Origin of the sequence: Streptomyces purpurascens (genome assembly GCF_045040895.1) — a bacterium.
In the GTDB taxonomy this organism is placed as follows: Bacteria; Actinomycetota; Actinomycetes; order Streptomycetales; family Streptomycetaceae; genus Streptomyces; species Streptomyces purpurascens.
The window spans coordinates 4,488,222-4,508,062 of record NZ_CP108341.1; the positions used below are offsets into that span (position 1 = coordinate 4,488,222).

General features: G+C 71.4%; 24 protein-coding genes and 1 tRNA gene. 17 read left to right on the top strand and 8 right to left on the bottom strand.

Annotated elements, in window-relative coordinates:
• Positions 1-66: 66 nt before the first annotated feature.
• The 3 genes from OHU35_RS20425 to OHU35_RS20435 are packed head-to-tail and all read right to left on the bottom strand — an operon-like array spanning position 67 to position 3,234.
• Positions 67-534 carry a cupin domain-containing protein gene (locus tag OHU35_RS20425; protein WP_189727306.1) on the bottom strand — a complete coding sequence of 156 codons (468 nt, stop codon included), beginning with the start codon at positions 532-534 and terminating at the stop codon, positions 67-69.
• On the bottom strand, positions 531-1,139 hold the full coding sequence (locus tag OHU35_RS20430) for a GNAT family N-acetyltransferase (RefSeq protein WP_189727305.1): 609 nt from the start codon (positions 1,137-1,139) through the stop codon (positions 531-533). The genes OHU35_RS20425 and OHU35_RS20430 overlap by 4 nt, the downstream gene beginning before the upstream one ends.
• On the bottom strand, positions 1,132-3,234 hold the full coding sequence (locus tag OHU35_RS20435; protein ID WP_189727304.1) for a penicillin acylase family protein: 2,103 nt from the start codon (positions 3,232-3,234) through the stop codon (positions 1,132-1,134). Before OHU35_RS20435 ends, OHU35_RS20430 begins: the two co-directional genes overlap by 8 nt.
• Before the next feature lie 78 nt (positions 3,235-3,312).
• Between OHU35_RS20435 and OHU35_RS20440 the strand changes: the two genes are divergently transcribed.
• The 4 genes from OHU35_RS20440 to OHU35_RS20455 all read left to right on the top strand — a co-directional run bounded on the left by OHU35_RS20440 (position 3,313) and on the right by OHU35_RS20455 (position 5,335).
• Positions 3,313-4,035 carry a siderophore-interacting protein gene (locus OHU35_RS20440; RefSeq protein WP_189727370.1) on the top strand — a complete coding sequence of 241 codons (723 nt, stop codon included), beginning with the start codon at positions 3,313-3,315 and terminating at the stop codon, positions 4,033-4,035.
• Between the two features lie 45 nt (positions 4,036-4,080).
• The gene (locus OHU35_RS20445; RefSeq protein ID WP_189727303.1) at positions 4,081-4,674 is read left to right on the top strand and encodes an HhH-GPD-type base excision DNA repair protein; all 594 of its coding nucleotides are present in this window, start codon (positions 4,081-4,083) and stop codon (positions 4,672-4,674) included.
• Between the two features lie 119 nt (positions 4,675-4,793).
• On the top strand, positions 4,794-5,135 hold the full coding sequence (locus tag OHU35_RS20450) for a hypothetical protein (RefSeq protein ID WP_189727302.1): 342 nt from the start codon (positions 4,794-4,796) through the stop codon (positions 5,133-5,135).
• A gap of 68 nt (positions 5,136-5,203) precedes the next feature.
• Complete coding sequence (locus tag OHU35_RS20455; RefSeq protein ID WP_267943305.1) at positions 5,204-5,335, top strand: hypothetical protein; 132 nt, start codon at positions 5,204-5,206, stop codon at positions 5,333-5,335.
• 38 nt (positions 5,336-5,373) lie between these two features.
• On the opposite strand, the gene OHU35_RS20460 is transcribed toward OHU35_RS20455, so the two are convergent.
• The gene (locus OHU35_RS20460; protein ID WP_405509284.1) at positions 5,374-7,005 is read right to left on the bottom strand and encodes a helicase HerA-like domain-containing protein; all 1,632 of its coding nucleotides are present in this window, start codon (positions 7,003-7,005) and stop codon (positions 5,374-5,376) included.
• 106 nt (positions 7,006-7,111) lie between these two features.
• On the opposite strand from OHU35_RS20460, the gene OHU35_RS20465 reads away from it, so the two are divergent.
• Positions 7,112-7,408 carry a type II toxin-antitoxin system VapB family antitoxin gene (locus OHU35_RS20465; protein WP_003999914.1) on the top strand — a complete coding sequence of 99 codons (297 nt, stop codon included), beginning with the start codon at positions 7,112-7,114 and terminating at the stop codon, positions 7,406-7,408.
• Between the two features lie 131 nt (positions 7,409-7,539).
• Positions 7,540-8,157 (top strand): LytR C-terminal domain-containing protein, encoded by a 618-nt coding sequence (locus tag OHU35_RS20470; protein WP_405509286.1) that lies wholly within the window; start codon positions 7,540-7,542, stop codon positions 8,155-8,157.
• Positions 8,158-8,172: 15 nt separating this feature from the next.
• On the opposite strand, the gene upp is transcribed toward OHU35_RS20470, so the two are convergent.
• Positions 8,173-8,808: a uracil phosphoribosyltransferase gene (upp, locus tag OHU35_RS20475; RefSeq protein ID WP_193482977.1), complete on the bottom strand. Its 636-nt coding sequence runs from the start codon at positions 8,806-8,808 to the stop codon at positions 8,173-8,175.
• Positions 8,809-8,939: 131 nt separating this feature from the next.
• On the opposite strand from upp, the gene OHU35_RS20480 reads away from it, so the two are divergent.
• From OHU35_RS20480 to OHU35_RS20515, 8 genes are all read left to right on the top strand, one after another.
• Positions 8,940-9,173, top strand: a complete 234-nt coding sequence (locus OHU35_RS20480) for a hypothetical protein (RefSeq protein ID WP_189727368.1) — start codon at positions 8,940-8,942, stop codon at positions 9,171-9,173.
• Between the two features lie 461 nt (positions 9,174-9,634).
• Positions 9,635-10,171: a hypothetical protein gene (locus tag OHU35_RS20485; protein ID WP_189727367.1), complete on the top strand. Its 537-nt coding sequence runs from the start codon at positions 9,635-9,637 to the stop codon at positions 10,169-10,171.
• 56 nt (positions 10,172-10,227) lie between these two features.
• Positions 10,228-10,659, top strand: coding sequence for a tRNA adenosine(34) deaminase TadA (tadA, locus tag OHU35_RS20490; RefSeq protein WP_229873178.1), 432 nt, complete (start codon positions 10,228-10,230; stop codon positions 10,657-10,659).
• A 45-nt stretch (positions 10,660-10,704) separates the two neighbouring features.
• Positions 10,705-10,789: transfer RNA gene (locus OHU35_RS20495), tRNA-Ser, on the top strand.
• Between the two features lie 116 nt (positions 10,790-10,905).
• The gene (locus OHU35_RS20500) at positions 10,906-11,082 is read left to right on the top strand and encodes a hypothetical protein (protein WP_189727299.1); all 177 of its coding nucleotides are present in this window, start codon (positions 10,906-10,908) and stop codon (positions 11,080-11,082) included.
• A complete protein-coding gene (locus OHU35_RS20505; RefSeq protein ID WP_189727298.1) occupies positions 11,082-11,375 on the top strand; it encodes a Dabb family protein in 294 nt (97 codons plus the stop codon). Before OHU35_RS20500 ends, OHU35_RS20505 begins: the two co-directional genes overlap by 1 nt.
• A gap of 153 nt (positions 11,376-11,528) precedes the next feature.
• Positions 11,529-12,395, top strand: coding sequence for an RNA polymerase sigma factor SigF (locus OHU35_RS20510; protein WP_189727297.1), 867 nt, complete (start codon positions 11,529-11,531; stop codon positions 12,393-12,395).
• 269 nt (positions 12,396-12,664) lie between these two features.
• Complete coding sequence (locus OHU35_RS20515; protein WP_189727296.1) at positions 12,665-13,567, top strand: RNA polymerase sigma factor SigF; 903 nt, start codon at positions 12,665-12,667, stop codon at positions 13,565-13,567.
• Between the two features lie 395 nt (positions 13,568-13,962).
• On the opposite strand, the gene OHU35_RS20520 is transcribed toward OHU35_RS20515, so the two are convergent.
• The gene (locus OHU35_RS20520) at positions 13,963-14,163 is read right to left on the bottom strand and encodes a hypothetical protein (RefSeq protein ID WP_189727295.1); all 201 of its coding nucleotides are present in this window, start codon (positions 14,161-14,163) and stop codon (positions 13,963-13,965) included.
• A 215-nt stretch (positions 14,164-14,378) separates the two neighbouring features.
• Here OHU35_RS20520 and OHU35_RS20525 point away from each other — a divergent pair, with 215 nt between their 5' ends.
• The 3 genes from OHU35_RS20525 (at position 14,379) to OHU35_RS20535 (ending at position 18,337) form a co-directional block, all read left to right on the top strand.
• Complete coding sequence (locus OHU35_RS20525) at positions 14,379-14,867, top strand: MarR family winged helix-turn-helix transcriptional regulator (RefSeq protein ID WP_189727294.1); 489 nt, start codon at positions 14,379-14,381, stop codon at positions 14,865-14,867.
• Between the two features lie 13 nt (positions 14,868-14,880).
• The gene (locus OHU35_RS20530) at positions 14,881-17,427 is read left to right on the top strand and encodes an MFS transporter (protein WP_405506269.1); all 2,547 of its coding nucleotides are present in this window, start codon (positions 14,881-14,883) and stop codon (positions 17,425-17,427) included.
• A gap of 88 nt (positions 17,428-17,515) precedes the next feature.
• Positions 17,516-18,337, top strand: coding sequence for a YceI family protein (locus OHU35_RS20535; RefSeq protein ID WP_189727292.1), 822 nt, complete (start codon positions 17,516-17,518; stop codon positions 18,335-18,337).
• Here the strand turns inward: OHU35_RS20535 and OHU35_RS20540 are convergent.
• Both OHU35_RS20540 and OHU35_RS20545 read right to left on the bottom strand, forming a co-directional pair.
• Positions 18,320-19,030 (bottom strand): GAF and ANTAR domain-containing protein, encoded by a 711-nt coding sequence (locus tag OHU35_RS20540; RefSeq protein WP_189727291.1) that lies wholly within the window; start codon positions 19,028-19,030, stop codon positions 18,320-18,322. The genes OHU35_RS20535 and OHU35_RS20540 overlap by 18 nt on opposite strands.
• 58 nt (positions 19,031-19,088) lie before the next feature.
• Positions 19,089-19,811, bottom strand: a complete 723-nt coding sequence (locus OHU35_RS20545; RefSeq protein ID WP_189727290.1) for an ANTAR domain-containing protein — start codon at positions 19,809-19,811, stop codon at positions 19,089-19,091.
• Positions 19,812-19,841: the final 30 nt, after the last annotated feature.

The following is a 19,841-nucleotide window of genomic DNA, read 5'->3' on the forward strand; positions in this document are numbered from 1 at the left end:
GTGGTTGGCGTGTGTGGTGAGGCGGCTGCGGGCGGGTGGGGCTTGTTCGCGCAGTTCCCCGCGCCCCTATGTACGTGACAGTTCCGCGATCCGATCAGCCTCTGTCGGGAAACGCGCCGTCAGCTCCCGCTCATCCCCGTGTTCATAGCCCTCGAACGTGAAGCCGGGCGCCATCGTGCAGCCGAACAAGGTCCACTGCCCGTGGGTCCTTCCGCCCATCCACGTACCTGCCGGGACCGTGAACTGGACGTGCTGGCCGCCGAGGACGTCCGGGCCCAGCACCACCGTCCGAGTGCTTCCGTCGGGGGCGAGCAGGAGGAGCTCCAGGGGATCGCCCAGGTAGAAGTGCCAGATCTCATCGGTCGGCAGGCGGTGGAGGGCGGAGAAGGAGTCCGCTGTCAGGAGCGCGACGATCGCCGTGCCCTCGGGTCTGCCGTCGGGGCGTTCGGGACCGGCCCAGGTCTGCCGGAACAGGCCGCCCTCGCGTGGGATCGGCTCCAGTGCGTAGTGGGCGATGAGCTCGTCGGGAGTCACCCGGGGAAGAGTACTTCCCGGTCGAGGAAGGCGAGCTGGGCCTTCTTCTCCGGCAGGTACACGTCCGGGAGGTCGATCTCCGGCAGGACGACCACCGGCCCCGCCGTGAAGCCCAGCTTGAGGAAGCGGCTGACGGCCTTCTCGTTGAGCACGTCCGGGTCGACCACGACCCGCCGTCGGCCCAGGCCCAGCAGGACGTACCGGGCGATGGCCGCCACCAGCCGGGCCGTCCAGCCGGAGATTGTGCCGCCCGGGCCGGCGGGGGCGAGCAGCAGATGAACGCCGATGTCGCCGGGCCGGACGTCGTAGCACTCGCTGACGCGGTCGGCCTCGGGCTCGTAGGTCTGGAGGAGGGCGACCGGCTCGCCGTCCCGGACGACGAGGAAGGCGTGGTGGGTGGCGAGGGTGTCCAGGTGGGCGTAGGTCTCGGCCACCTGCCGCTCGGTGAGGTCGTTCATGCCCCAGAAGGCGGCCCGGTCCTCGCCGGCCCAGCGGTGGATCACGCGCGCGTCGGCCTCCGGGTCCAGCGGCAGGACGCGGACGGTGCCGAAGCCGTCGGTCGCCTGCTCGTGGACGGCCGTGCGGGAGGCGTACGGGTCAGACATCGGTTTCCTTCCTGAGCAGGGTCCAGTCGGTGACGACCGGGACGAGGTCTCCGGCGAGCCACCGGGAGAGCTGGTCGCGGTGGTGGGGCGAGCCGGCGACGCCCGAGGCGCCGAGCGGGACCACCCAGCGGCTGTCGTCGCGCCGGGCCAGGTCCCAGATGTAACGGGCCGCCGGGCCGCGGGCGGCGCGGTCGGTGAGGCCGGGTACGCCCGAGGTGCACAGCACGCAGTCGTGGTCGCCGGACAGCGCCGGTTCGTCGTACGGCGTCCCGGGCCGCAACGGCTGCCAGGGGGTGAGCCGGTGGGTGTCGCCCCAGACACCGGCCGGGGGCCGCTCGGCCACCTCCTCGACCGCCGCGCGGACGGCCGCCGGGCGGTCGATCCCGTACAGGTCCTCGGCCCTCAGCAGGTGTTCGAGGGCGAAGCCGACGCGCGGGATCAGGGCCAGCCAGGGCTGGAACACCTCCGGGTACGCCGGTGGTACGGCGAGCGCGGCGAAGGCCGGGTGCGCCGCCAGGTGTCGTACGACCGCTGCGCGCACGGCCGCGTAGAGGGCCGCGTCGGCGCTGCCGGCGTCCATGCGGCGGTCCCAGCAGAGGAGCCGGCCCCGGAGGGCGGCGGCCTCGGGGGTGAGGCCGCCGAGGGCCTGGAGGTGATCCAGCAGGGGGCCCGCCGAGGCGAGGTGGGTGTCCGTGTGGATCGCGGGCATGTCGGCGGCGGACCAGCGCTCCTTGCGGGAGAGCAGCGCGGCGATGCGGCCGGCGCGGTGCGGCGGGGCGAACTCGACGCCCAGGGGTTCGGCCGGGCCGCGCTGGTTGGCCATGACGGCGACGCCGTCGGTGAGCCCGGCGCGGGGCGTCTCGTGCCGGCCGTGCCACTCGTGGCCGGGCTCCCAGGCGGGCACCACGCGCATGCGGTTGGACTCGGCGCGCAGCGGCACCCACCCGGCCACGCGGTGCAGGACACCGCCCTCGGTGTCGGCGGCCTGGACGACGTTGACCGGCTCGGCCCACCGGTCGAAGGCCCGGTCCACGTCGGCGACCCGGCGGGCCCGCAGCAGCGGGAGCAGGGCGCCGAAGCCGAGGTCGCCGGTGACGCGGGGCGGGTAGCGCAGGCTGATCGCCACCGGCACGCCGAGGGGGTCGGCCGGGTCGGCCGGATCACCGTCGAGCCCCTCGGGGCCGCCGATGACCACCGGACCCCGGTCGGTCTCGATCACCTCGACCTCGACCGGCTCCTCGCCCGCCACCTCGACGGTCTCCGTGTGCCGGGCCGCCCGGTGCCAGACCCCGTCCGGGCCGAGGGCCTCCACGCCGGCCCCGGTGCGCCGCAGCCGCTCCCGGAAGAGGTCCTGGTAGTCGGCCATGGCGTTGGTGATCGCCCAGGCGACGGAGCCGGTGTGGCCGAAGTGGGCGATGCCGGGGACACCGGGGACGGCCAGGCCCACGACGTCGAACTCCGGGCAGGACAGATGGATCTGCTGGTAGACGCCCGGATCCTCGATCCAGCGGTGGGGGTCGCCGGCGATGACCGCCTGCCCGGTGACGGTCCGTTCCCCGCTCACCAGCCAGCCGTTGGAGCCGGAGGTGCCGGGACCGTCGGTGGCGAACAGGCCGATGGCGTCCGCGTCCAGGTGAGCCAGGGCCTGCTCGCGCCAGAGCTTGGCCGGGAACCCGGCGAAGAGGATGTGGGTGGCGAGCCAGACGCCGAGAGGGGTCCAGGGGTGCCAAGGGCCGGGGGTGAGGCCGGTGCGGGCGAACTCGGGGGCGGGCCCGGCTCCCTCCGCCAGCCCCGCGTTGACCCCGTCGACGTACGCCCGCACCCACTGGGCCGTCTCCGGGTCCCGTCTCTCCAGCTCCTCGAAGCAGCGTCTGGCCGTGTCGTCGAGTCTGGCCCGTCTGGCGAACCGGTCCCAGGCCAGAGCGCTCTCGCCGAGGAAGGACGCCGAGCTGCCCTGGGCCCGGTGCCGCTCGACCTCCAGCTGCCAGGCCCGGTCGCGGGCGGTGACACGGCCCTGCGCGTGGGCGAGTTCGGCCGCGCTGCCCGCGCGCAGATGCGGAATGCCCCAGGCATCGCGGTAGATCTCGGTGACCACGCTGTGCTCCTTCTGTTCTTTAGGTTAGGCTTGCCTAAGTTGATCGTGGCGGAATAGTACGTGAAGGGTGAACAAGCGATGGGGCAGGGGCGGGGTTGGGAAGGCGCGGTCCTCAAGCTGCTGCGCGCGAAGGATTTCGTGTTCACCGTGACCGGCGCGCAGGACGTCACCGCGGACTACCGGCGGCTCTCCTTCACCGACGGCGGTCTGCTGGCGGCGACCGGCGTCCATCCGACCATGTGGGTCCGGCTGTGGTTCGACAACGCGGGCAAGCCCCACCAGCGGGCCTACACGCTGGTCGACCCGGACCCGGAGACCGGCACCTTCAGCCTGGAGTTCGCCCTGCACGAGGGGTGCGCCAGCGACTGGGCCAGGACCGCCGAGTCGGGCGACACCGTCGAGGCGACCGTCCAGGGCACCGGCTTCGAGCACCCCAGCCCCGCGCCCTCGCACGTCTTCGCCGTCGGCGACCCGGCCTCGCTGCCGGCCATCAACTCCCTGCTGGACGCCCTGGGTTCCGCCCCGGCCACCGTCTGGTTCGAGGGCGGCGGCGAGGACCTGCCGTTCCGCACCGACCCGGCCCGGCACGAGCTGCGCCATGTGCCGCGCCAGGACTCCGGCGCCCAGCTGGTCGACCGGGTGAAGACGGACCTGCCCGGGCTGCTGCAGGGCGCCTTGGACCCGTACGTCTGGATCGCCTGCGACACGGCGACGACCCGGACCCTGGCGGCGTACGTACGCAAGGAACTGGGCCTGCCCAGGCAGCGGGTGCACGCGCTGGGGTACTGGCGCGCGTCCTAGCGGGCTGGGGACGCGGCCGGGCCCCGACCGGGGGATGATCGGGGCATGGACGTCACTCTTCACCTCGCCCAGGACCCCGAGGCCGACGCGCTGCTCGGCCGCAGTCCGCTCGCCGCACTGGTCGGGATGCTGCTGGACCAGCAAGTCCCGATGGAGTGGGCGTTCAAGGGTCCGGCGACGATCGCCCAGCGGCTCGGCACGGACGACCTGGACGCGCACGAGATCGCCGCGCACGAACCCGAGGCCTTCGCCGCGCTGCTCTCGCAGAAGCCGGCCGTGCACCGCTACCCGGGATCCATGGCCAAGCGGATCCAGCAGCTGTGCCAGTACCTCGTCGAGCACTACGACGGTGACGCCGAGGCCGTCTGGAAGGACGTCGGCACCGGCAAGGAGCTGCTGAAGCGGCTGGCCGGGCTGCCGGGCTTCGGCAAGCAGAAGGCCCAGATCTTCCTCGCCCTGCTCGGCAAGCAGCTCGGGGTGCGGCCGGACGGATGGCGGGAGGCCGCGGGCTCCTACGGCGAGCCGCAGTCCTTCCGTTCCGTCGCCGACATCACCGGCCCCGAGTCGCTGGTCAAGGTACGGGCGCACAAGCAGGAGATGAAGGCGGCGGCCAAGGCCGCGAAGGCCGCCGGCGAGTAACAGCCGGCAAGCAGGCGTCAGCCTCCTGGCCCGTCCCGGGTGGCGGGCCGCTCCGGCCCGGTCCGAGCATGGACCATGCCTCACGGTCACACCCCACCCGCGACGGGGAACGACCTCCCGTGACCCCCGCGGCACCGCAGCCGGTCCCCCGCGGCACGCGCCGGAGCGCGTGGCCGCGGGTGCTCGTCCTGCTGCTCGCCCTGCTCCTCCCGGGCGCGCACGCCGAGGCGCACACGGGGCCGACGACCACCGTCTCCGGGGAGAGCACGGCCGTCGAGTGCGACGTCCTCGACACCGCCCTGCGCCCGTCGGCCCGGGCCGCCCGGCGCACCGCCGTCCCGCTGCGCCCCGCCCCGCTCCCGGCCCCCGGGCCCGCGTACACCGCGCCGCGCCCCGCGCCCGTACCGCCGGGCCCGCCGCACGCCCCTCGCCCCCCGCGTTCCGAGGTCCTGCGCTGCTGACCCGACCGGACACCGGTCCCTCAGCCCCGCACGGAACAGGAACGACGAGGAACGACGAGGAAACAGCCATGCTTCAAGACCCGTACGCGGTCCTGCGCGCCCTGCTGCGCGCGGAGGCCGTGCGCAGCGCCCCCAAGCCCCACTCCCAGCCGGACACGCGGAAGCCGCAGCAGCCCTCGAAGGAACGAGACCGCGGCTGATCCACCCGCGGCGGCGGAGGCGGCGGCCGCACAGAGAACTACCGCCTCCGCCGCCCCGAACGCCGAGCCGTCCCGAACAGCGACCGCGTGATCTCCCGCCCGATCTGCGTCCCCACGGACCGGGCCAGGGACTTGAACACCCCACTGCCGACCACCTGCTCCACGGCGGACGGCCGTTCCTCCACACGTTCCTCCGCCCGTTCCTCCACCGGGGCGGTGACATCACGCATCTCGTCCGGCCCCTTCGCCCCGCGGCCGCCCCGGCCGCCCCGGTCGTCCGTCAGCCGCTCGTACGCCGACTCCCGGTCCACGGCCCGGGCGTACCGCTCGTACAGCGGCGACTCCTCGACCGCCCGGTCCAGGGCCTCCTGCCCGACCGGACCCATCAGGGACTCGGGCGCGCGCAGCCGGGTCGCGGCGACCGGCGTCGGGGCGCCCTTCTCGCTCAGCACCGTCACCACCGCCTCGCCCGTCCCCAGGTTGGTCAGCACCTCTTCGAGGTCGTAGGGGGACTTCGGGAACGTCTTCACCGTGGCGTTCAGGGCCTTCTGGTCGTCGGGGGTGAAGGCGCGCAACGCGTGCTGGACGCGGTTGCCGAGCTGGGCGAGGACATCGGCCGGTACGTCCTTCGGAGTCTGCGTCACGAAGAAGACGCCGACCCCTTTCGAGCGAATCAGGCGCACGGTCTGCGTGATCGACTCCAGGAACGCCTCGGAGGCGTCGTCGAAGAGCAGATGCGCCTCGTCGAGGAAGAAGACCAGCCGGGGCTTGTCGACGTCGCCCAGCTCGGGCAGGTCGTGGAAGAGGTCGGCGAGCAGCCACATCAGGAAGGTCGAGAACAGCTGCGGCCGGTCCTGTACGGCGTTCAGCTCCAGGACCGAGACGATGCCGCGTCCGTCCTCACCCGTCCGCAGCAACTCGGCCGTGTCGAACTCCGGCTCCCCGAAGAAACCGGACGCGCCCTGCGCCTCGAAGGCCGTCAGGGACCGCAGGATCACCCCGGCCGTCGCGGCCGACAGACCGCCGATCGTCTTCAGCTCCTGCCGACCCTCGTCCGAGGTCAGGAAGGTCACGACCGCCCTGAGGTCCTTGAGGTCGATCAGCTCCAGGCCCTTGGTGTCGGCGTAGTGGAAGATCAGGGCGAGGGACTGCTCCTGAGTCCGGTTCAGCCGCAGCACCTTGGACAGCAGCACCGGGCCGAAGCCGGTGACCGTGGCCCGGACGGGGATGCCGCGGCCGATGCCGCCGAGGGCGTAGTACTCCGCCGGGAAACCCGTCGCCGTCCAGCGCTGGTGGACGTCGTGGGCCCGGCCCTCGACCCGGGCGTCCGAACGGCCCGGCGCCGCGATCCCGGAGAGATCGCCCTTGATGTCGGCGAGGAAGACGGGCACGCCCTGGGCGGACAGCTGCTCGGCGATCAGCTGGAGCGTCTTGGTCTTGCCGGTCCCGGTGGCGCCCGCGACCAGGCCGTGGCGGTTGAGCATCGCCAGCGGCACCCGGATCTGCGCGTCCGGCAGGCACCGCCCGTCCCAGAGCAGGGCGCCCAGATGCAGGGCGGGCCCGGAGAAGGCGTAGCCGGAGGCGATCTTCAGGGCCTCCTGGGGGAGGGCGGCAGCGCGCTCCGACACTTCCGGAGCCGGGGCCGACGGCATGGTCTCGCGGTCCGGCATATTCACGCCCCTGTTCCCGGTTCGTACCGCCTTGTGGGGTTTTTTTCAGCGTCGCACTACGGCGCCATGGCTGCGCCCGGAACGTCTTGCCCGGTAGGCTTTCCGTGTGATCTTCAAGCGCATCGGAAACGGCCGGCCGTACCCCGACCACGGCCGGGAAAGCACCCGGCAGTGGGCGGACGTCGCGCCGCGCCCGGTCCGCCTCGATCAGCTCGTGACGACCAAGGGGCAGCTGGACCTGGAGACCCTCCTCGCCGAGGACTCGACGTTCTACGGCGACCTCTTCGCGCACGTCGTGAAGTGGCAGGGCGATCTGTACCTGGAGGACGGCCTGCACCGCGCGGTGCGGGCGGCGCTCCAGCAGCGCCAGGTGCTGCACGCGCGCGTGCTGGAACTCGACTGACCCCTCGCCGGTAACGGGTTGGCCCTTTCGGGTTCGTCTGGTTCGTCTGGGCGATGTCGAATGATCATCTAGTAGGCATCGTCGCCCAGGCGCACTACGCTGCGTTCATGAGCATGCTGACTCCCCCCGGCATGGGCGGCAAGTACCGCATCACGGGCAACAAGTACCCCCGGATGCGGGGCCCCCGGCGGCGCGGGCGGCTTGTCGTCGTGGTCGTCGCCTCCGTCGCCGTGCTCGGCGTGGGCGGCTGGGGCACGCTGCAGCTCATCGATGTCTTCACCGGCGGCGGCGGAAAGGCTTCGGCAGCCGGCAACGGCACGGACTGCGCCCCCAGGACCAAGGCGAGCGCCTCGCCCGCCGCGAAGGCGCTGCCCGAGCCGCGCACGATCACGGTCAACGTCTTCAACGCCACCACCCGCGGCGGCCTGGCGAAGAAGACCGCCGACGAGCTGAAGAAGCGCGGCTTCAAGATCGGCGACGTGGGCAACGCGACCAAGCAGTACGACAAGAAGGTCAAGGGAACCGGCGTGCTGCTCGGCCCCGCCACCGCCCTCGACACGTCGCTGCCCGTGCTCGGCACCCAGCTCCCGGACGCCGAACGGCGTACCGAGGCGGCCCGCAAGGATGCCGCGGTCGACCTCGTCATCGGCGACGGCTTCAAGGAACTGGCGAAGAGGCCCGACGCCGACCGGGCCCTGACCAAGCTGGCCAGGCCCGAGCCGGCGCCTACGCCGAAGAAGGGCTGCTGAGGGGCTCGGAGGTCCTTACTCCGCCGCGCCGTACATCCGGTCGCCCGCGTCGCCGAGGCCCGGCACGATGTAGCCGTGCTCGTTCAGGCGCTCGTCGACCGAGGCGGTCACGACCGTCACCGGGGTGCCGGCCAGCTCGCGCTCCATGATCTCGACGCCCTCCGGGGCGGCCAGCAGCACCACGGCGGTCACGTCGTCGGCGCCGCGCTTGATCAGCTCCTGGATCGCCGCGACCAGCGTGCCGCCGGTGGCGAGCATCGGGTCCAGCACGTACACCTGACGTCCCGACAGGTCCTCCGGCATCCGCGTCGCGTACGTGGAGGCCTCGAGCGTCTCCTCGTTGCGGATCATGCCGAGGAAGCCCACCTCGGCGGTCGGCAGCAGCCGGACCATGCCGTCCAGCATGCCGAGCCCGGCCCGCAGGATCGGCACCACCAGGGGGCGCGGGTGGGAGAGCTTGACGCCCGTGGTCGTGGCCACCGGCGTCCGGATGTCGACCAGCTCGGTGCGCACGTCGCGCGTGGCCTCGTAGGCGAGCAGGGTGACCAGCTCGTCGGCGAGACGGCGGAAGGTCGCGGAGTCGGTGCGCTGGTCGCGCAGCGTGGTGAGCTTGTGGGCGACCAGTGGGTGGTCGACGACGTGGAGACGCATGTCCACAACAGTAGCCGGGCCGGGTGAGCCGGGGCGCACGGCAAGCCCGTCGGCGGGCTGTCACCCGTTCACCGGCGTCAATCGCTCGTCCGGGGGAAGGCGGGAAGGACGAACTGGGGGTGATGAGCCAGATGCCCGACCGGGATTCCCGAGAAGATCTGTCGCCGCGCGCATGGCCCGGGGCGGACCCGGCAGCCGGCCGGACGGACGAGCCGGACGTGTCCTCCGCCGAGCGCCGCCGACGCCGCGCCCGCTTCCTGCGCGACCTCGCCGAGGCCCGCGAACTGCGCGACCGCGTCCAGCCCCGCCGCGCCAAGACGGCCCGCCTGCGACACGCCATGCGCATGCGCACGTTCCGCTGGTAACACCGGCCCGCGTCGACCGACAGCACCGCACGGGTTTGCCTGTGGCGCCCCGACCCGTCCGCCCGCGGGACCGGGACGCCTTTCACCGGTAGGACCCACACGCGTTCCGCCGGTGGGACCCGGGCGCGTTCGCCACCAGGAGCCGCACGCGTCCGACCGTGGGACCCGCGCGTGTTCCGCCGGTAGGAAACGGGTGAGGAAACCGTCGGAGAAGATCACGAACCGCGCGGGCGTTGTCGCGGTGACCGTGCGTGCAGTGGGGGAAAGCCGCGTACGATCCGCAGGTGGCGGCAACGAGCGTGCGATCAAAACTGCCGGACACAGGGTGCCGAAGACGTCCCCTGAACGCCTTGTTTCTGCCACGATTCCGAGTGGGCGGGGCTCGGACGAGCACTCCCCGCCCTCAACCTCCGCCGGGGGGACCCCCAACCGGCACGCCTATGACCAGTGGGAGAGTCACGGTGTACTTCGCCGCACTGCTCGCGCGCACCGAAGACGGGTGGAAAGCGAGCGACACAGAGCTCGACGATGTGGAAACCCTGTCGGATCTGGCCGACCTGGCCCGTGAATCCTCCCCCGACGAGGACACGGTGCTCGTGCTCATCGAGCAGGAGGACGCCTGGTTCGGCGTCGTCCGCGTGGACGGCGAGGACGACCCTCGTATCTACGTCTCGGACGCCGCAGCCGCTGCCCGCAGCAGCTACGGCGAGATCCTGCTCACCGACGAGCTGCTCGGCCGCGATCCGGACGACGGGGACGACCTGGACGCCCTCGACCTCGACGGCACCGAGGACGGTGAATCCGACGAGGACGAGGACGACGACGGCGCCAGGGCGACCGGCTCCGCCGACGCCGTCCCGCACGGCCCGGTCGGCGACCCCCAGATCCTCGACGACCTCGGCGTCAGCGAGAAGGAGCTGCGCCTGATGTCGACGGAGGCCGTCACCGAGATCGCCGAGTCCCTGGGCGCCTCGGAGACCCTGGAGACCGTCCGCTGACCGGTCCCGTCGGCCCGGGACCGCCCGATCCGGTACGCGACCCCTGGCGGCCGGCGATGCGACTCGCCCTGGACGAGGCCGCCGAGGCGGTCCGGGGCGGGGACGTCCCCGTCGGCGCCGTCGTCATGGCCCCGGACGGCACGACCGTGCTCGCGGCCGGGCACAACGAGCGCGAAGCCGGCGGCGACCCGACGGCCCACGCGGAGGTCCTCGCCATCCGTCGGGCCGCCGCCGGGTTGGGCCAGTGGCGGCTCGCCGGCTGCACCCTCGTGGTGACACTGGAGCCCTGCACCATGTGCGCGGGCGCCATCCAGCAGTCCCGCGTCGACCGTCTCGTCTACGGCGCCCGTGACGAGAAGGCCGGCGCGGCCGGCTCCCTCTGGGATCTGGTCCGCGACCGGCGGCTCAACCACCGGCCCGAGGTGATCGAGGGCGTGCTCGCCGGGGAGTGCTCCCGGCTACTCACCGAGTTCTTCCGGAGCCGCTGAATACCGATTTCAAAGCACGCCGCACCTTGCTGTAAGGTCTCCCTCGGTAGCGTGTCCGAGCGGCCGAAGGAGCTCGCCTCGAAAGCGAGTGTGGCGCAAGTCACCGAGGGTTCAAATCCCTCCGCTACCGCTTGAGAAGGGCCCCGTCTGATGACGGGGCCTTTCGTGCGATCTGCCCCTTCGTGCGCTCGGACCTTCGTGCGATCATGTGCGCTGCATGGGACATCAGTGACAGGGGAGGCCGCGATGGCGGTGAACGCGAAGAAGGTCGCCGTCTACGTCGTCGTGGTCTTCGCGACGTACGTGATCATCACGGACCCGGCCAAGGCCGCCGACTACGTCCAGATAGGCTTCCAGGGCATATCGGACGCCGCCGGGGCCCTCGGCGACTTCGCCACGTGGGTTGCGAACGGAGCAAAGTGATGATCCGCCACCTGGTCCTCTTCAAGCTCAACGAGGGCGTCGAGCGCGACGACCCGCGCGTCGTGAAGGGCGTCGAGGCCTTCCGCTCGCTCGACGGCGCGATCCCCGAGATCCGCTTCTGGGAGCTCGGCTGGAACGTCAGCGACCGCCCCATCGCCCATGACTTCGCCATCAACTCGGCCTTCGACGACGCGGACGCGCTGCGCCGGTACGTGGAGCATCCCGACCACCAGGCGGGTGTCGCGCTGTGGCGCGAGTTCGCCACGTGGGTGATCGCGGACTACGAGTTCTGAGGCCCGCGGCCCGAACTACTTCGAGCCCTCCGTCGCTTCGACGGGGGGCTTTCTGCTGCGCGAGCGCATGTACGCGGTAATTCATCCCTCAACACGTAGTTATGGGGTGCTTGCACACAGTGCGCATGTGTTGTGATGCTATGACCGCTTTTGATGGAGCGGTTGACGGACGGGTTGACGGATGACGAGGTGGAGTTGACCGTGCTGGCCAGTACTGCGCCTCAGGCACCGTCCTCGGAACCCGCTCCCCAGCGGAGCCGCGGCGCCGACACCCGCGCCCTCACACAGGTCCTCTTCGCCCAGCTCAAGGAACTCCAGCCGGGCACGCCGGAGCACGACCGGGTGCGCGGGGCGCTCATCGAGGCCAACCTCCCGCTCGTGCGCTACGCGGCCGCCCGTTTCCGCTCCCGCAACGAGCCGATGGAGGACGTCGTCCAGGTCGGCACCATCGGGCTCATCAACGCCATCGACCGCTTCGACCCGGACCGGGGCGTGCAGTTCCCGACGTTCGCGATGCCGACGGTCGTCGGCGAGATCAAGCGGTACTTCCGCGACAACGTCCGTACGGTCCACGTGCCGCGCCGGCTCCACGAGCTGTGGGTGCAGGTCAACAGCGCGACCGAGGACCTGACCACCTCGTTCGGGCGCACGCCGACGACCTCGGAGATCGCCGAGCGGCTGCGCATCACCGAGGACGAAGTGCTGTCCTGCATCGAGGCCGGGCGGTCGTATCACGCGACCTCGCTGGAGGCCGCGCAGGAGGGCGACGGACTGCCGGGGCTGCTGGACCGGCTCGGCTACGAGGATCCCGCGCTGGACGGCGTGGAGCACCGGGATCTCGTACGGCATCTGCTCGTACAACTGCCCGAAAGAGAGCAGCGGATTCTGCTGCTGCGGTACTACAGCAATCTCACGCAGTCTCAGATCAGTGCGGAACTCGGTGTCTCGCAGATGCATGTCTCGCGGCTACTCGCGCGTAGCTTCCAAAGGTTGCGGTCTGCGAACAGGATCGACGCGTAACCGCAAACAGGAGCGAGAGGGTCACTGAGGCGAGGGAATCGCTCATCAGGGCCGTTCCTGGCAGTTGTGAGCCGAAAGGCCGTCAGACCCCTTGTTTGCAGGGCTTATTCGCGTCTCAGATGTCGACATGTCACTACAGCGTGTTGCCGACATGTGACATTCTGCGTGAAGCGCGTTTGCCGGGGCTTCGGCTCCGGTATTCAGGTGAAGGCTGCGTTCCTCAGACGGGAGCGTTCGCCGCGACCGTCCCGCGACCCAAAGGGGGTGGCATGTCCGCAGAACAGGGCAGCTCGAAGGTGCTCACGCTCGCGGAGAGCGAGACAGCTCCCCATGCTCTCGACTCACTCGGCCCCATCGATAATGCTCCGGCACTGGCGGCCGAGCCCGTCCCGGCCCTGCCGGCTGCGGGCGCCATCGACACCCGCACCCTGTCCCGCTCCCTGTTCCTGCGGCTGGCCGCGCTCGACGAGGACAGCCCCGAGCGTGCGTATGTCCGTGACACGCTGATCGAGCTCAATCTGCCGTTGGTGCGGTATGCCGCGGCGCGGTTCCGTTCGCGGAACGAGCCGATGGAGGACATCGTCCAGGTCGGCACGATCGGGCTGATCAAGGCGATCGACCGGTTCGACTGCGAACGCGGGGTGGAGTTCCCGACGTTCGCGATGCCGACCGTGGTCGGGGAGATCAAGCGGTTCTTCCGCGACACGTCGTGGTCGGTGCGGGTGCCGCGGCGCCTGCAGGAGCTGCGGCTCGCCCTGACCAAGGCCAGTGACGAGCTCTCGCAGAAGCTGGACCGGTCTCCTACGGTCACCGAACTCGCGGCCGTGCTCGGGGTGTCCGAGGAGGACGTCGTCGACGGGCTGGCGGTGGGGAACGCGTACACGGCGTCCTCGCTGGACTCGCCGGCTCCGGAGGACGACGGCGGCGAGGGCTCGCTGGCGGACCGGCTGGGGTACGAGGACACCGCGCTGGAGGGCGTGGAGTACCGCGAGTCCCTGAAGCCGCTGCTGGCCAAGCTGCCGCCTCGTGAGCGGCGGATCATCATGCTGCGGTTCTTCGCGAACATGACCCAGTCGCAGATCGGCGAGGAGGTCGGCATCTCGCAGATGCACGTCTCCCGCCTGCTGACGCGGACGCTGGCGCAGCTGCGGGAAGGGCTGATCTCGGACTGACGACGCGGGGCGGCCCACGGCTCTCACCGTGAGGCCGCCTGCGGTTTCGTCGTGGACCGCCTATGGCTTCGTCGTGGGACGCCTGCACTTCGTCGTGGAGCGCCTGCGGTTTCGTCGTGGAGCGCCTGCGGTTTCGTCGTGGGTCGGGGCCGTGTCGGGGGGTGTCCGTCCTCGGAACGGCGCGATGGGGTTGGACGCCGACTCGCTGTTCGTTGACGCGCCAACCGCTGCGGGCGGACACCCCCCGACACGGCCCCTTGCGTAGCTCCCCAGCTGCGGGCATGCGTGCCGCTAAGGGCGGCACGGGTGGGCGCAGCGGCACCCCGCTTCGCCGGGGTGCGGACCCACCCGGCCTCAGCAGAAGCGCCGAGCAGCTGGAAAACCGGCCGTGCGCGTTACGCCAGCGCCAGCCAAGCCACCGCCGCGACCACCGCTACGGCGACTACGACGCCGAGGATGAGACCGATGCGTGGCCCGCCGCCGGCGGCCGTCGCCGCGGCCTGCCGCCCCTGCGGCGCCTCGTCGACGAACGCGCGGAACATCTGGGTGTTGCCGGCAGGGTCGTGATTGCCCTGGGGGGCCTGGTTGTTAGCCATGGCCCGAGACCCTAGCGAAAACGCCGGGGCTCCCCAAGTGGGGGTTGGCCTTCCGTTTGCCCCGGGACGACCGGTACCGCCACCCTCGTGGCCAGCACATTTACTGACGCAATACTTGCCTTTGCCAAGTTTTGATGCCGCATTCACCTCCTTTATTTGCCTTCAGCAACCAACAGCTCCTATGGTTGCCCTAAGCAACGAAAGCGGGAGGTGTCGTGGCCGAGAGGGCGCAGTACGAAGAGCTGGTCCGCCAGTTCAGTGCCTTCGGCGCCGTGAAGCGGGAGCTCGGCCGGATCATGCCGGCCGAATGCCCCGGCGGGTCGGCGGCCGTTCTGACCCTGCTGGGCCGCCATGGCGACATGCGCATGAGCAAGCTCGCCGAGCTGCTCGCGGTGGACATGTCGGTCACCAGCCGCCATGTCGCGCACGTCGTGGACCGGGGCTGGATCGAACGCTCCCCCGACCCCGCGGACAAGCGCTCACGCATCCTGCGCCTCACGCCCGCGGGCGACGCGCAGCTCGACGAGTTGTCCCGGCGGACCACCGAGGTGCTTCAAGAGCGCCTGAGCGACTGGTCCGACGAGGACGTCCGCCGGCTCACGCAGCTGATGGCGCGGCTGCGGGAGAGCTTCGACTGCCGGCCCGCGCCCCGGGCGGCACCACCCGCTGTCGAACAGACCACCCGTACACCCGCAAACACGTAAGAAAAGGAAGCCCATGGCAACGACCACACCAGCCGGTGTGCGGGCTCATGCCAAGCACGGAGGAGGCTCGCACAGTCCCTCCGGCGACGGCACTCCGATGACGCACCGGCAGATCATGGAGGCCCTCACCGGCCTCCTGCTCGGCATGTTCGTCGCGATCCTGTCGTCGACGATCGTCTCCAACGCCCTGCCCCGGATCATCGGCGACCTCGGTGGCGGCCAGAGCGCCTACACCTGGGTCGTGACCGCGTCCCTGCTGACGATGACCGCGTCCACGCCGCTGTGGGGCAAGCTCGCCGACCTGTTCTCCAAGAAGCTGCTGATCCAGGTCGCCCTGGTCATCTTCGTGCTGGGGTCGGCGGCGGCGGGCATGTCGCAGAACCCCGGCATGCTCATCACGTTCCGCGCGGTCCAGGGCATCGGCATGGGCGGTCTGTCCGCGCTGGCCCAGATCATCATGGCGGCGATGATCTCGCCGCGTGAGCGCGGCCGCTACAACGGCTACCTGGGCGCCGTCTTCGCGACGGCCATGGTCGGCGGTCCGCTGGTCGGCGGTGTCATCACCGACACCGACTGGCTGGGCTGGCGCTGGTGCTTCTACGTCGGCGTGCCCTTCGCCGTGATCGCCCTGATCGTGCTGCAGAAGACCCTGCACCTGCCCGTGGTGAAGCGGAAGGTCAAGGTCGACTGGGCCGGCGCGTTCTTCATCACCGCTGCCGTCTGCCTGCTGCTGGTCTGGGTGACCTTCGCCGGTGACAAGTACGACTGGCTGTCCTGGCAGACGTACGCGATGGTCGGCGGTTCGCTGGTGCTGCTGGCGGTGTTCGTCCTCATCGAGGCGAAGGCCAGTGAGCCCATCATTCCGCTGCGGCTGTTCCGCAACCGCACCATCACGCTGGCCTCCATCGCCTCCCTGTTCGTCGGTGTCGCGATGTTCTCGGGGACCGTGTTCTTCAGCCAGTACTTCCAGCTGGCGCGGGACAAGTCGCCGACGATGTCCGGGGTCATGACCATTCCGATGATCGCGGGGCTGTTCGTCTCCTCGACCGTCTCCGGGCAGGTCATCACCCGCACCGGGCGCTGGAAGGCGTGGCTGGTCGCCGGCGGTGTGCTGGTGACCGCGGGCCTCGGCCTGCTGAGCACGATCCGGTACGACACCGAGTACTGGCACATCGCGATCTTCATGGCGCTGCTGGGTCTCGGCATCGGCATGATGATGCAGAACCTGGTGCTCTGCACGCAGAACCAGGTGGAGCCGGGCGACCTGGGTGCCGCCAGCTCCACGGTGACCTTCTTCCGGTCCCTGGGCGGTGCCGTGGGCGTCTCGGCGCTGGGCGCGGTCCTGGGCAACAAGATCACCGACTACGTCAAGGACGGCCTCGCCGACCTCGGCCCCAAGGGCGCGGCCCTCGGCCACGCCGGCACGGGCGGGGGCGGCATCCCCGACCTCGACGCGATGCCCGCGCCGCTCCGCACCGTCGTGGAGAGCGCCTACGGCCACGGTGTCGCGGACGTGTTCCTCTACTCGGCTCCGTTGGCGCTGCTCGCGCTGCTGGTCTCGCTGTTCATCAAGGAGGTTCCGTTGAAGACGAAGGGCGGGCTGGCGCAGGCCGCCGAGCCGGAGACGCCTGCCGAGGCCGTGGCTCCCGCCGAAGCCGTGGCTCCCGCCGCGGAGAAGGCCGTGCCGAGCTGGGCCGTTGCCGAGACCGAGGCGGTCGACGGCACCGGGGCCGAGGGCACGCAGCGGCTCGCCGCCGTCGCCACGGCGGTCCGTGCGGAGGAGGCCTCCGGCGGTGCTCCCGGCGTCCCCGTTCACGGGTTCGTCCGCGGCGCCGAGTCCGCGCCCGTGCCGCAGGCCGCCGTCACGCTGATCTCGCTGGCCGGGCGTCAGCTGGGCCGGTCCGTGGCGCAGGCCGACGGCTCGTACGCGGTGGACGCCCCGGGCTCCGGCTCGTACGTCCTGATCGCCTCCGCCGACGGCTTCCAGCCGCAGGCGTCCACGGTCGTGGTGAACGGCGAGCCGGTCGCCTACGACATCCTGCTCAGCGGCACCAGCGGGCTGACCGGTCTGGTGCGGGCCGCCGAGAACGGGCAGCCGGTCAAGGACGCGATGGTCATCGTGACCGATGTGCGCGGCGACCTGCTGGCCACCGGGACCACCGGTGAGCAGGGCGACTTCACCTTCGCCGAGCTGGTGCCGGGGGCGGTGACCGTCGCGGTGAACGCCGCCGGGTACCGGCCGCGGGCCCTGCCCGTCGAGGTGGGCGGCACCGGGGTCACCCGGGTCGAGATAGACCTGGACTCGGGCGCCCGCGTCCAGGGTGTCGTCCGCGCCCCGCACGGTCCGCTGGCCGATGCCCGGGTGACGCTGGTCGACCAGGCGGGCAACGTCGTCGGCTCGGCCACGACCGGCACGGACGGGGCGTACGCCTTCACCGACCTGGACGGCGGCGAGTACACCGTCATCGCCACGGGCTACCCGCCGGTGGCCACCGCCCTGACGGTCACGGGCGCCGGCGCCGACGGCCACGACATCGAACTCGCCCACCCCGGCGAGTAGTCCGACCCCGGCCCGTGGCAGGTGGGCGCGCTCTGAGCGGAGGTGCGCCCCCTGTCGCGGGCCGGTTTCTTTCTGAGGAGTAGCTGAGATGGGACTGACCGCGAGGATCCGTACCCGGGACGGTTGGGCCGTGTCGCACGCGGTCGTCACGGTGGCGGACATGAGGGGCGCGCAGGTGCTGCGTGCCGAGGCCGACGCCGAGGGCGCCGTACGGGACGCGACGCCGCTGGAGGCGGGGGCGTACACCGTCATCGTCACGGCCGTCGGGTACGCGCCGGCGGCCTCCAGCGTGATCGTCACCGCGAGCGGGCGGGCCGAGGTCGGCACGGTGACGCTGGCGCGGCAGGGCGGCACCGAACTGCCGCCGCCGGGCCCGTGGACCGTCGACCCGGTGCACTCCAGCGTGGCCGCCGTGGCACAGCACCTGGGCATCTCCAGCGTGCACGGCCGGTTCACGGAGTTCTCCGGCTCGATCGAGATCGCCCCGGACGACGTCACCAAGTCCCGCGTGGAGGCGGTGATCCGGGCCGCGTCCGTCGACACCGGCAACGGCATGCGCGACGGGCACCTGAAGTCGCCGGACTTTCTCGATGTCGAGCGGTTCCCCGAGATCACCTACCGGTCGACCGGGCTGACGGCGGCCGGTTCCGACCGGTGGACGGTCCACGGCGAGCTGGGCATGCACGGTGTCGTACGGCCGGTCGACCTCGATCTGGCCTACCTCGGCACGGGCCCGGACCCCTGGGGCGGCACCCGCGCGGCGTTCCGCGCCACGACCGAGCTGCACCGCGAGGACTTCGCGATGAACTACAACCAGGTCCTCCAGGCGGGCATCGCCGCCATCGGCACGACGCTCAAGGTGGAGCTGGACATCCAGGCCGTGCAGGGCGAGTCACTTCCGGCTGCCTGAGGCCGGGTCCGACGGCCGGGACACTCTCGCCACCAACTGGTCGCACAGGTCGCGGAGTTTCACGTTCCGGTCCTGCGAGACCCGGCGCAGCCGCTCCAGCGCGATGCTCGCGTCGATCCGCTCCCGGGCCATGAGGATGCCGATCGCCTGGTCGATGACGCTGCGGGAGAGCAGCGCGGTGCGCACGTCGGCCGCGGACTGACGTCGGCGTTCGATCCGCAGCGCCACGTCGATCGCGTCCCCGGCCCGTGCCGCGAAGGCCCGGGCCGCCTCCAGGTCCGCGCCCAGCGCCCCGGGCCGCTCGCCGTAGAAGTTGAGCGCCGCGCCCGTCTCGCCCTCGACCTCGATGGGCACGGCCAGCACACACCGGACGCCCGTGGACAGGGCGTACCGCGTGTACGACGGCCAGCGGGACTCCGCCGACAGATCGGGGGCGTACTGCTCGGCACCGGTCTCGGCGGCCTCGACGCAGGGGCCCGAACCGTTCTCGTACTGGCGCAGGTCCAGGCCGCTGGGCAGGCCCTCGCTGCCGGCCAGGGTGAGCAGCCGCCCGGCCCGGCGCACCGTGATACTGCACGCGGCGGCGCCGGGCACCTCCATCACCGCACGGTCGGTCAGATCGTGCAGCAGGGTGTCGAGACCACTGCTGCGCACCATCGCCTGGTCCAGCGTGTCGGACGTCTCGGAACTCATGACCGTACGTGTATCCCGTCGTCCCGCGCCCACGCCCCCGGACGTAACCGGGCTCATGTCAGGTGCTGTTGTGCGTGCCGACGATCCGGCGGGCGAGGTCGCGCAGTTTCACGTTCTCCCGCTGGGAGGCCCGTACCAGGCTCTCGAAGGCCGCGGCCGCGTCGATGCCCTGGCGCTCCATGAGGATGCCGGTGGCCTGGCCGATCAGGTCCCGGGTGTGCATGGCCTCGGTGAGCTGCTCGCGCACGGTCGCGGAGTCCAGGGCGATACTGACGTGCGCGGTGAACAGCCGGCCGATGTGCGTCGCGTCCTCGTCGAAGACGCCCGGCTTGCGCGCGTAGGCCGTGAGCACGGTCAGCCGGCGGCGGTCGGCGCGCAGCCGCAGCGACAGCGCCGAGCGCAGCCCCAGGGCCGACAGCACGTCCCAGCCGTCGTCCGCCTCGCTGTCCCCTATCCGCGCGACCGGGCTGTTCCACAACCGCTCCCAGTGCCCGTGCGGTTCGCGGCCGGTGTGCCGGGCCTCGGCGGAGCGCACGACCTCGTCGGTCCAGGCGAGCGTTCGGAGCCGGCTGCCGCGCTCGAGCACGGAGACGCCGGCGTGCTCGGCCCCGGGCATGAGATGCACGGCCAGCCGGACGGCCGTACGCAGGGTGTTGTGGGGCGTGAGCGTCTCGTGCAGTTGCTGAGACGCCACCGTCAGGGCTTCGGCCAGCTCGGAGCCAACCGGAAAACGGGGCAAATCAGGAAACTCGGACGCAGCCACCACGAACCTCTTCGGCATGCACGGCCATGGCCGTGCGCAGGAGAGCTC

Excerpts from the sequence above, each read along its gene's own strand:
- OHU35_RS20430 (WP_189727305.1), bottom strand. The coding sequence starts at position 1,139 with ATGTCTGACCCGTACGCCTCCCGCACGGCCGTCCACGAGCAGGCGACC.
- OHU35_RS20440 (WP_189727370.1), top strand. The coding sequence starts at position 3,313 with ATGGGGCAGGGGCGGGGTTGGGAAGGCGCGGTCCTCAAGCTGCTGCGC.
- OHU35_RS20445 (WP_189727303.1), top strand. The coding sequence starts at position 4,081 with ATGGACGTCACTCTTCACCTCGCCCAGGACCCCGAGGCCGACGCGCTG.
- OHU35_RS20455 (WP_267943305.1), top strand. The coding sequence starts at position 5,204 with ATGCTTCAAGACCCGTACGCGGTCCTGCGCGCCCTGCTGCGCGCGGAG.
- OHU35_RS20460 (WP_405509284.1), bottom strand. The coding sequence starts at position 7,005 with ATGCCGGACCGCGAGACCATGCCGTCGGCCCCGGCTCCGGAAGTGTCG.
- OHU35_RS20470 (WP_405509286.1), top strand. The coding sequence starts at position 7,540 with ATGGGCGGCAAGTACCGCATCACGGGCAACAAGTACCCCCGGATGCGG.
- upp (WP_193482977.1), bottom strand. The coding sequence starts at position 8,808 with ATGCGTCTCCACGTCGTCGACCACCCACTGGTCGCCCACAAGCTCACC.
- OHU35_RS20480 (WP_189727368.1), top strand. The coding sequence starts at position 8,940 with ATGCCCGACCGGGATTCCCGAGAAGATCTGTCGCCGCGCGCATGGCCC.
- tadA (WP_229873178.1), top strand. The coding sequence starts at position 10,228 with ATGCGACTCGCCCTGGACGAGGCCGCCGAGGCGGTCCGGGGCGGGGAC.
- OHU35_RS20500 (WP_189727299.1), top strand. The coding sequence starts at position 10,906 with ATGGCGGTGAACGCGAAGAAGGTCGCCGTCTACGTCGTCGTGGTCTTC.
- OHU35_RS20505 (WP_189727298.1), top strand. The coding sequence starts at position 11,082 with ATGATCCGCCACCTGGTCCTCTTCAAGCTCAACGAGGGCGTCGAGCGC.
- OHU35_RS20510 (WP_189727297.1), top strand. The coding sequence starts at position 11,529 with ATGGAGCGGTTGACGGACGGGTTGACGGATGACGAGGTGGAGTTGACC.
- OHU35_RS20515 (WP_189727296.1), top strand. The coding sequence starts at position 12,665 with ATGTCCGCAGAACAGGGCAGCTCGAAGGTGCTCACGCTCGCGGAGAGC.
- OHU35_RS20520 (WP_189727295.1), bottom strand. The coding sequence starts at position 14,163 with ATGGCTAACAACCAGGCCCCCCAGGGCAATCACGACCCTGCCGGCAAC.
- OHU35_RS20530 (WP_405506269.1), top strand. The coding sequence starts at position 14,881 with ATGGCAACGACCACACCAGCCGGTGTGCGGGCTCATGCCAAGCACGGA.
- OHU35_RS20535 (WP_189727292.1), top strand. The coding sequence starts at position 17,516 with ATGGGACTGACCGCGAGGATCCGTACCCGGGACGGTTGGGCCGTGTCG.
- OHU35_RS20540 (WP_189727291.1), bottom strand. The coding sequence starts at position 19,030 with ATGAGTTCCGAGACGTCCGACACGCTGGACCAGGCGATGGTGCGCAGC.
- OHU35_RS20545 (WP_189727290.1), bottom strand. The coding sequence starts at position 19,811 with ATGCCGAAGAGGTTCGTGGTGGCTGCGTCCGAGTTTCCTGATTTGCCC.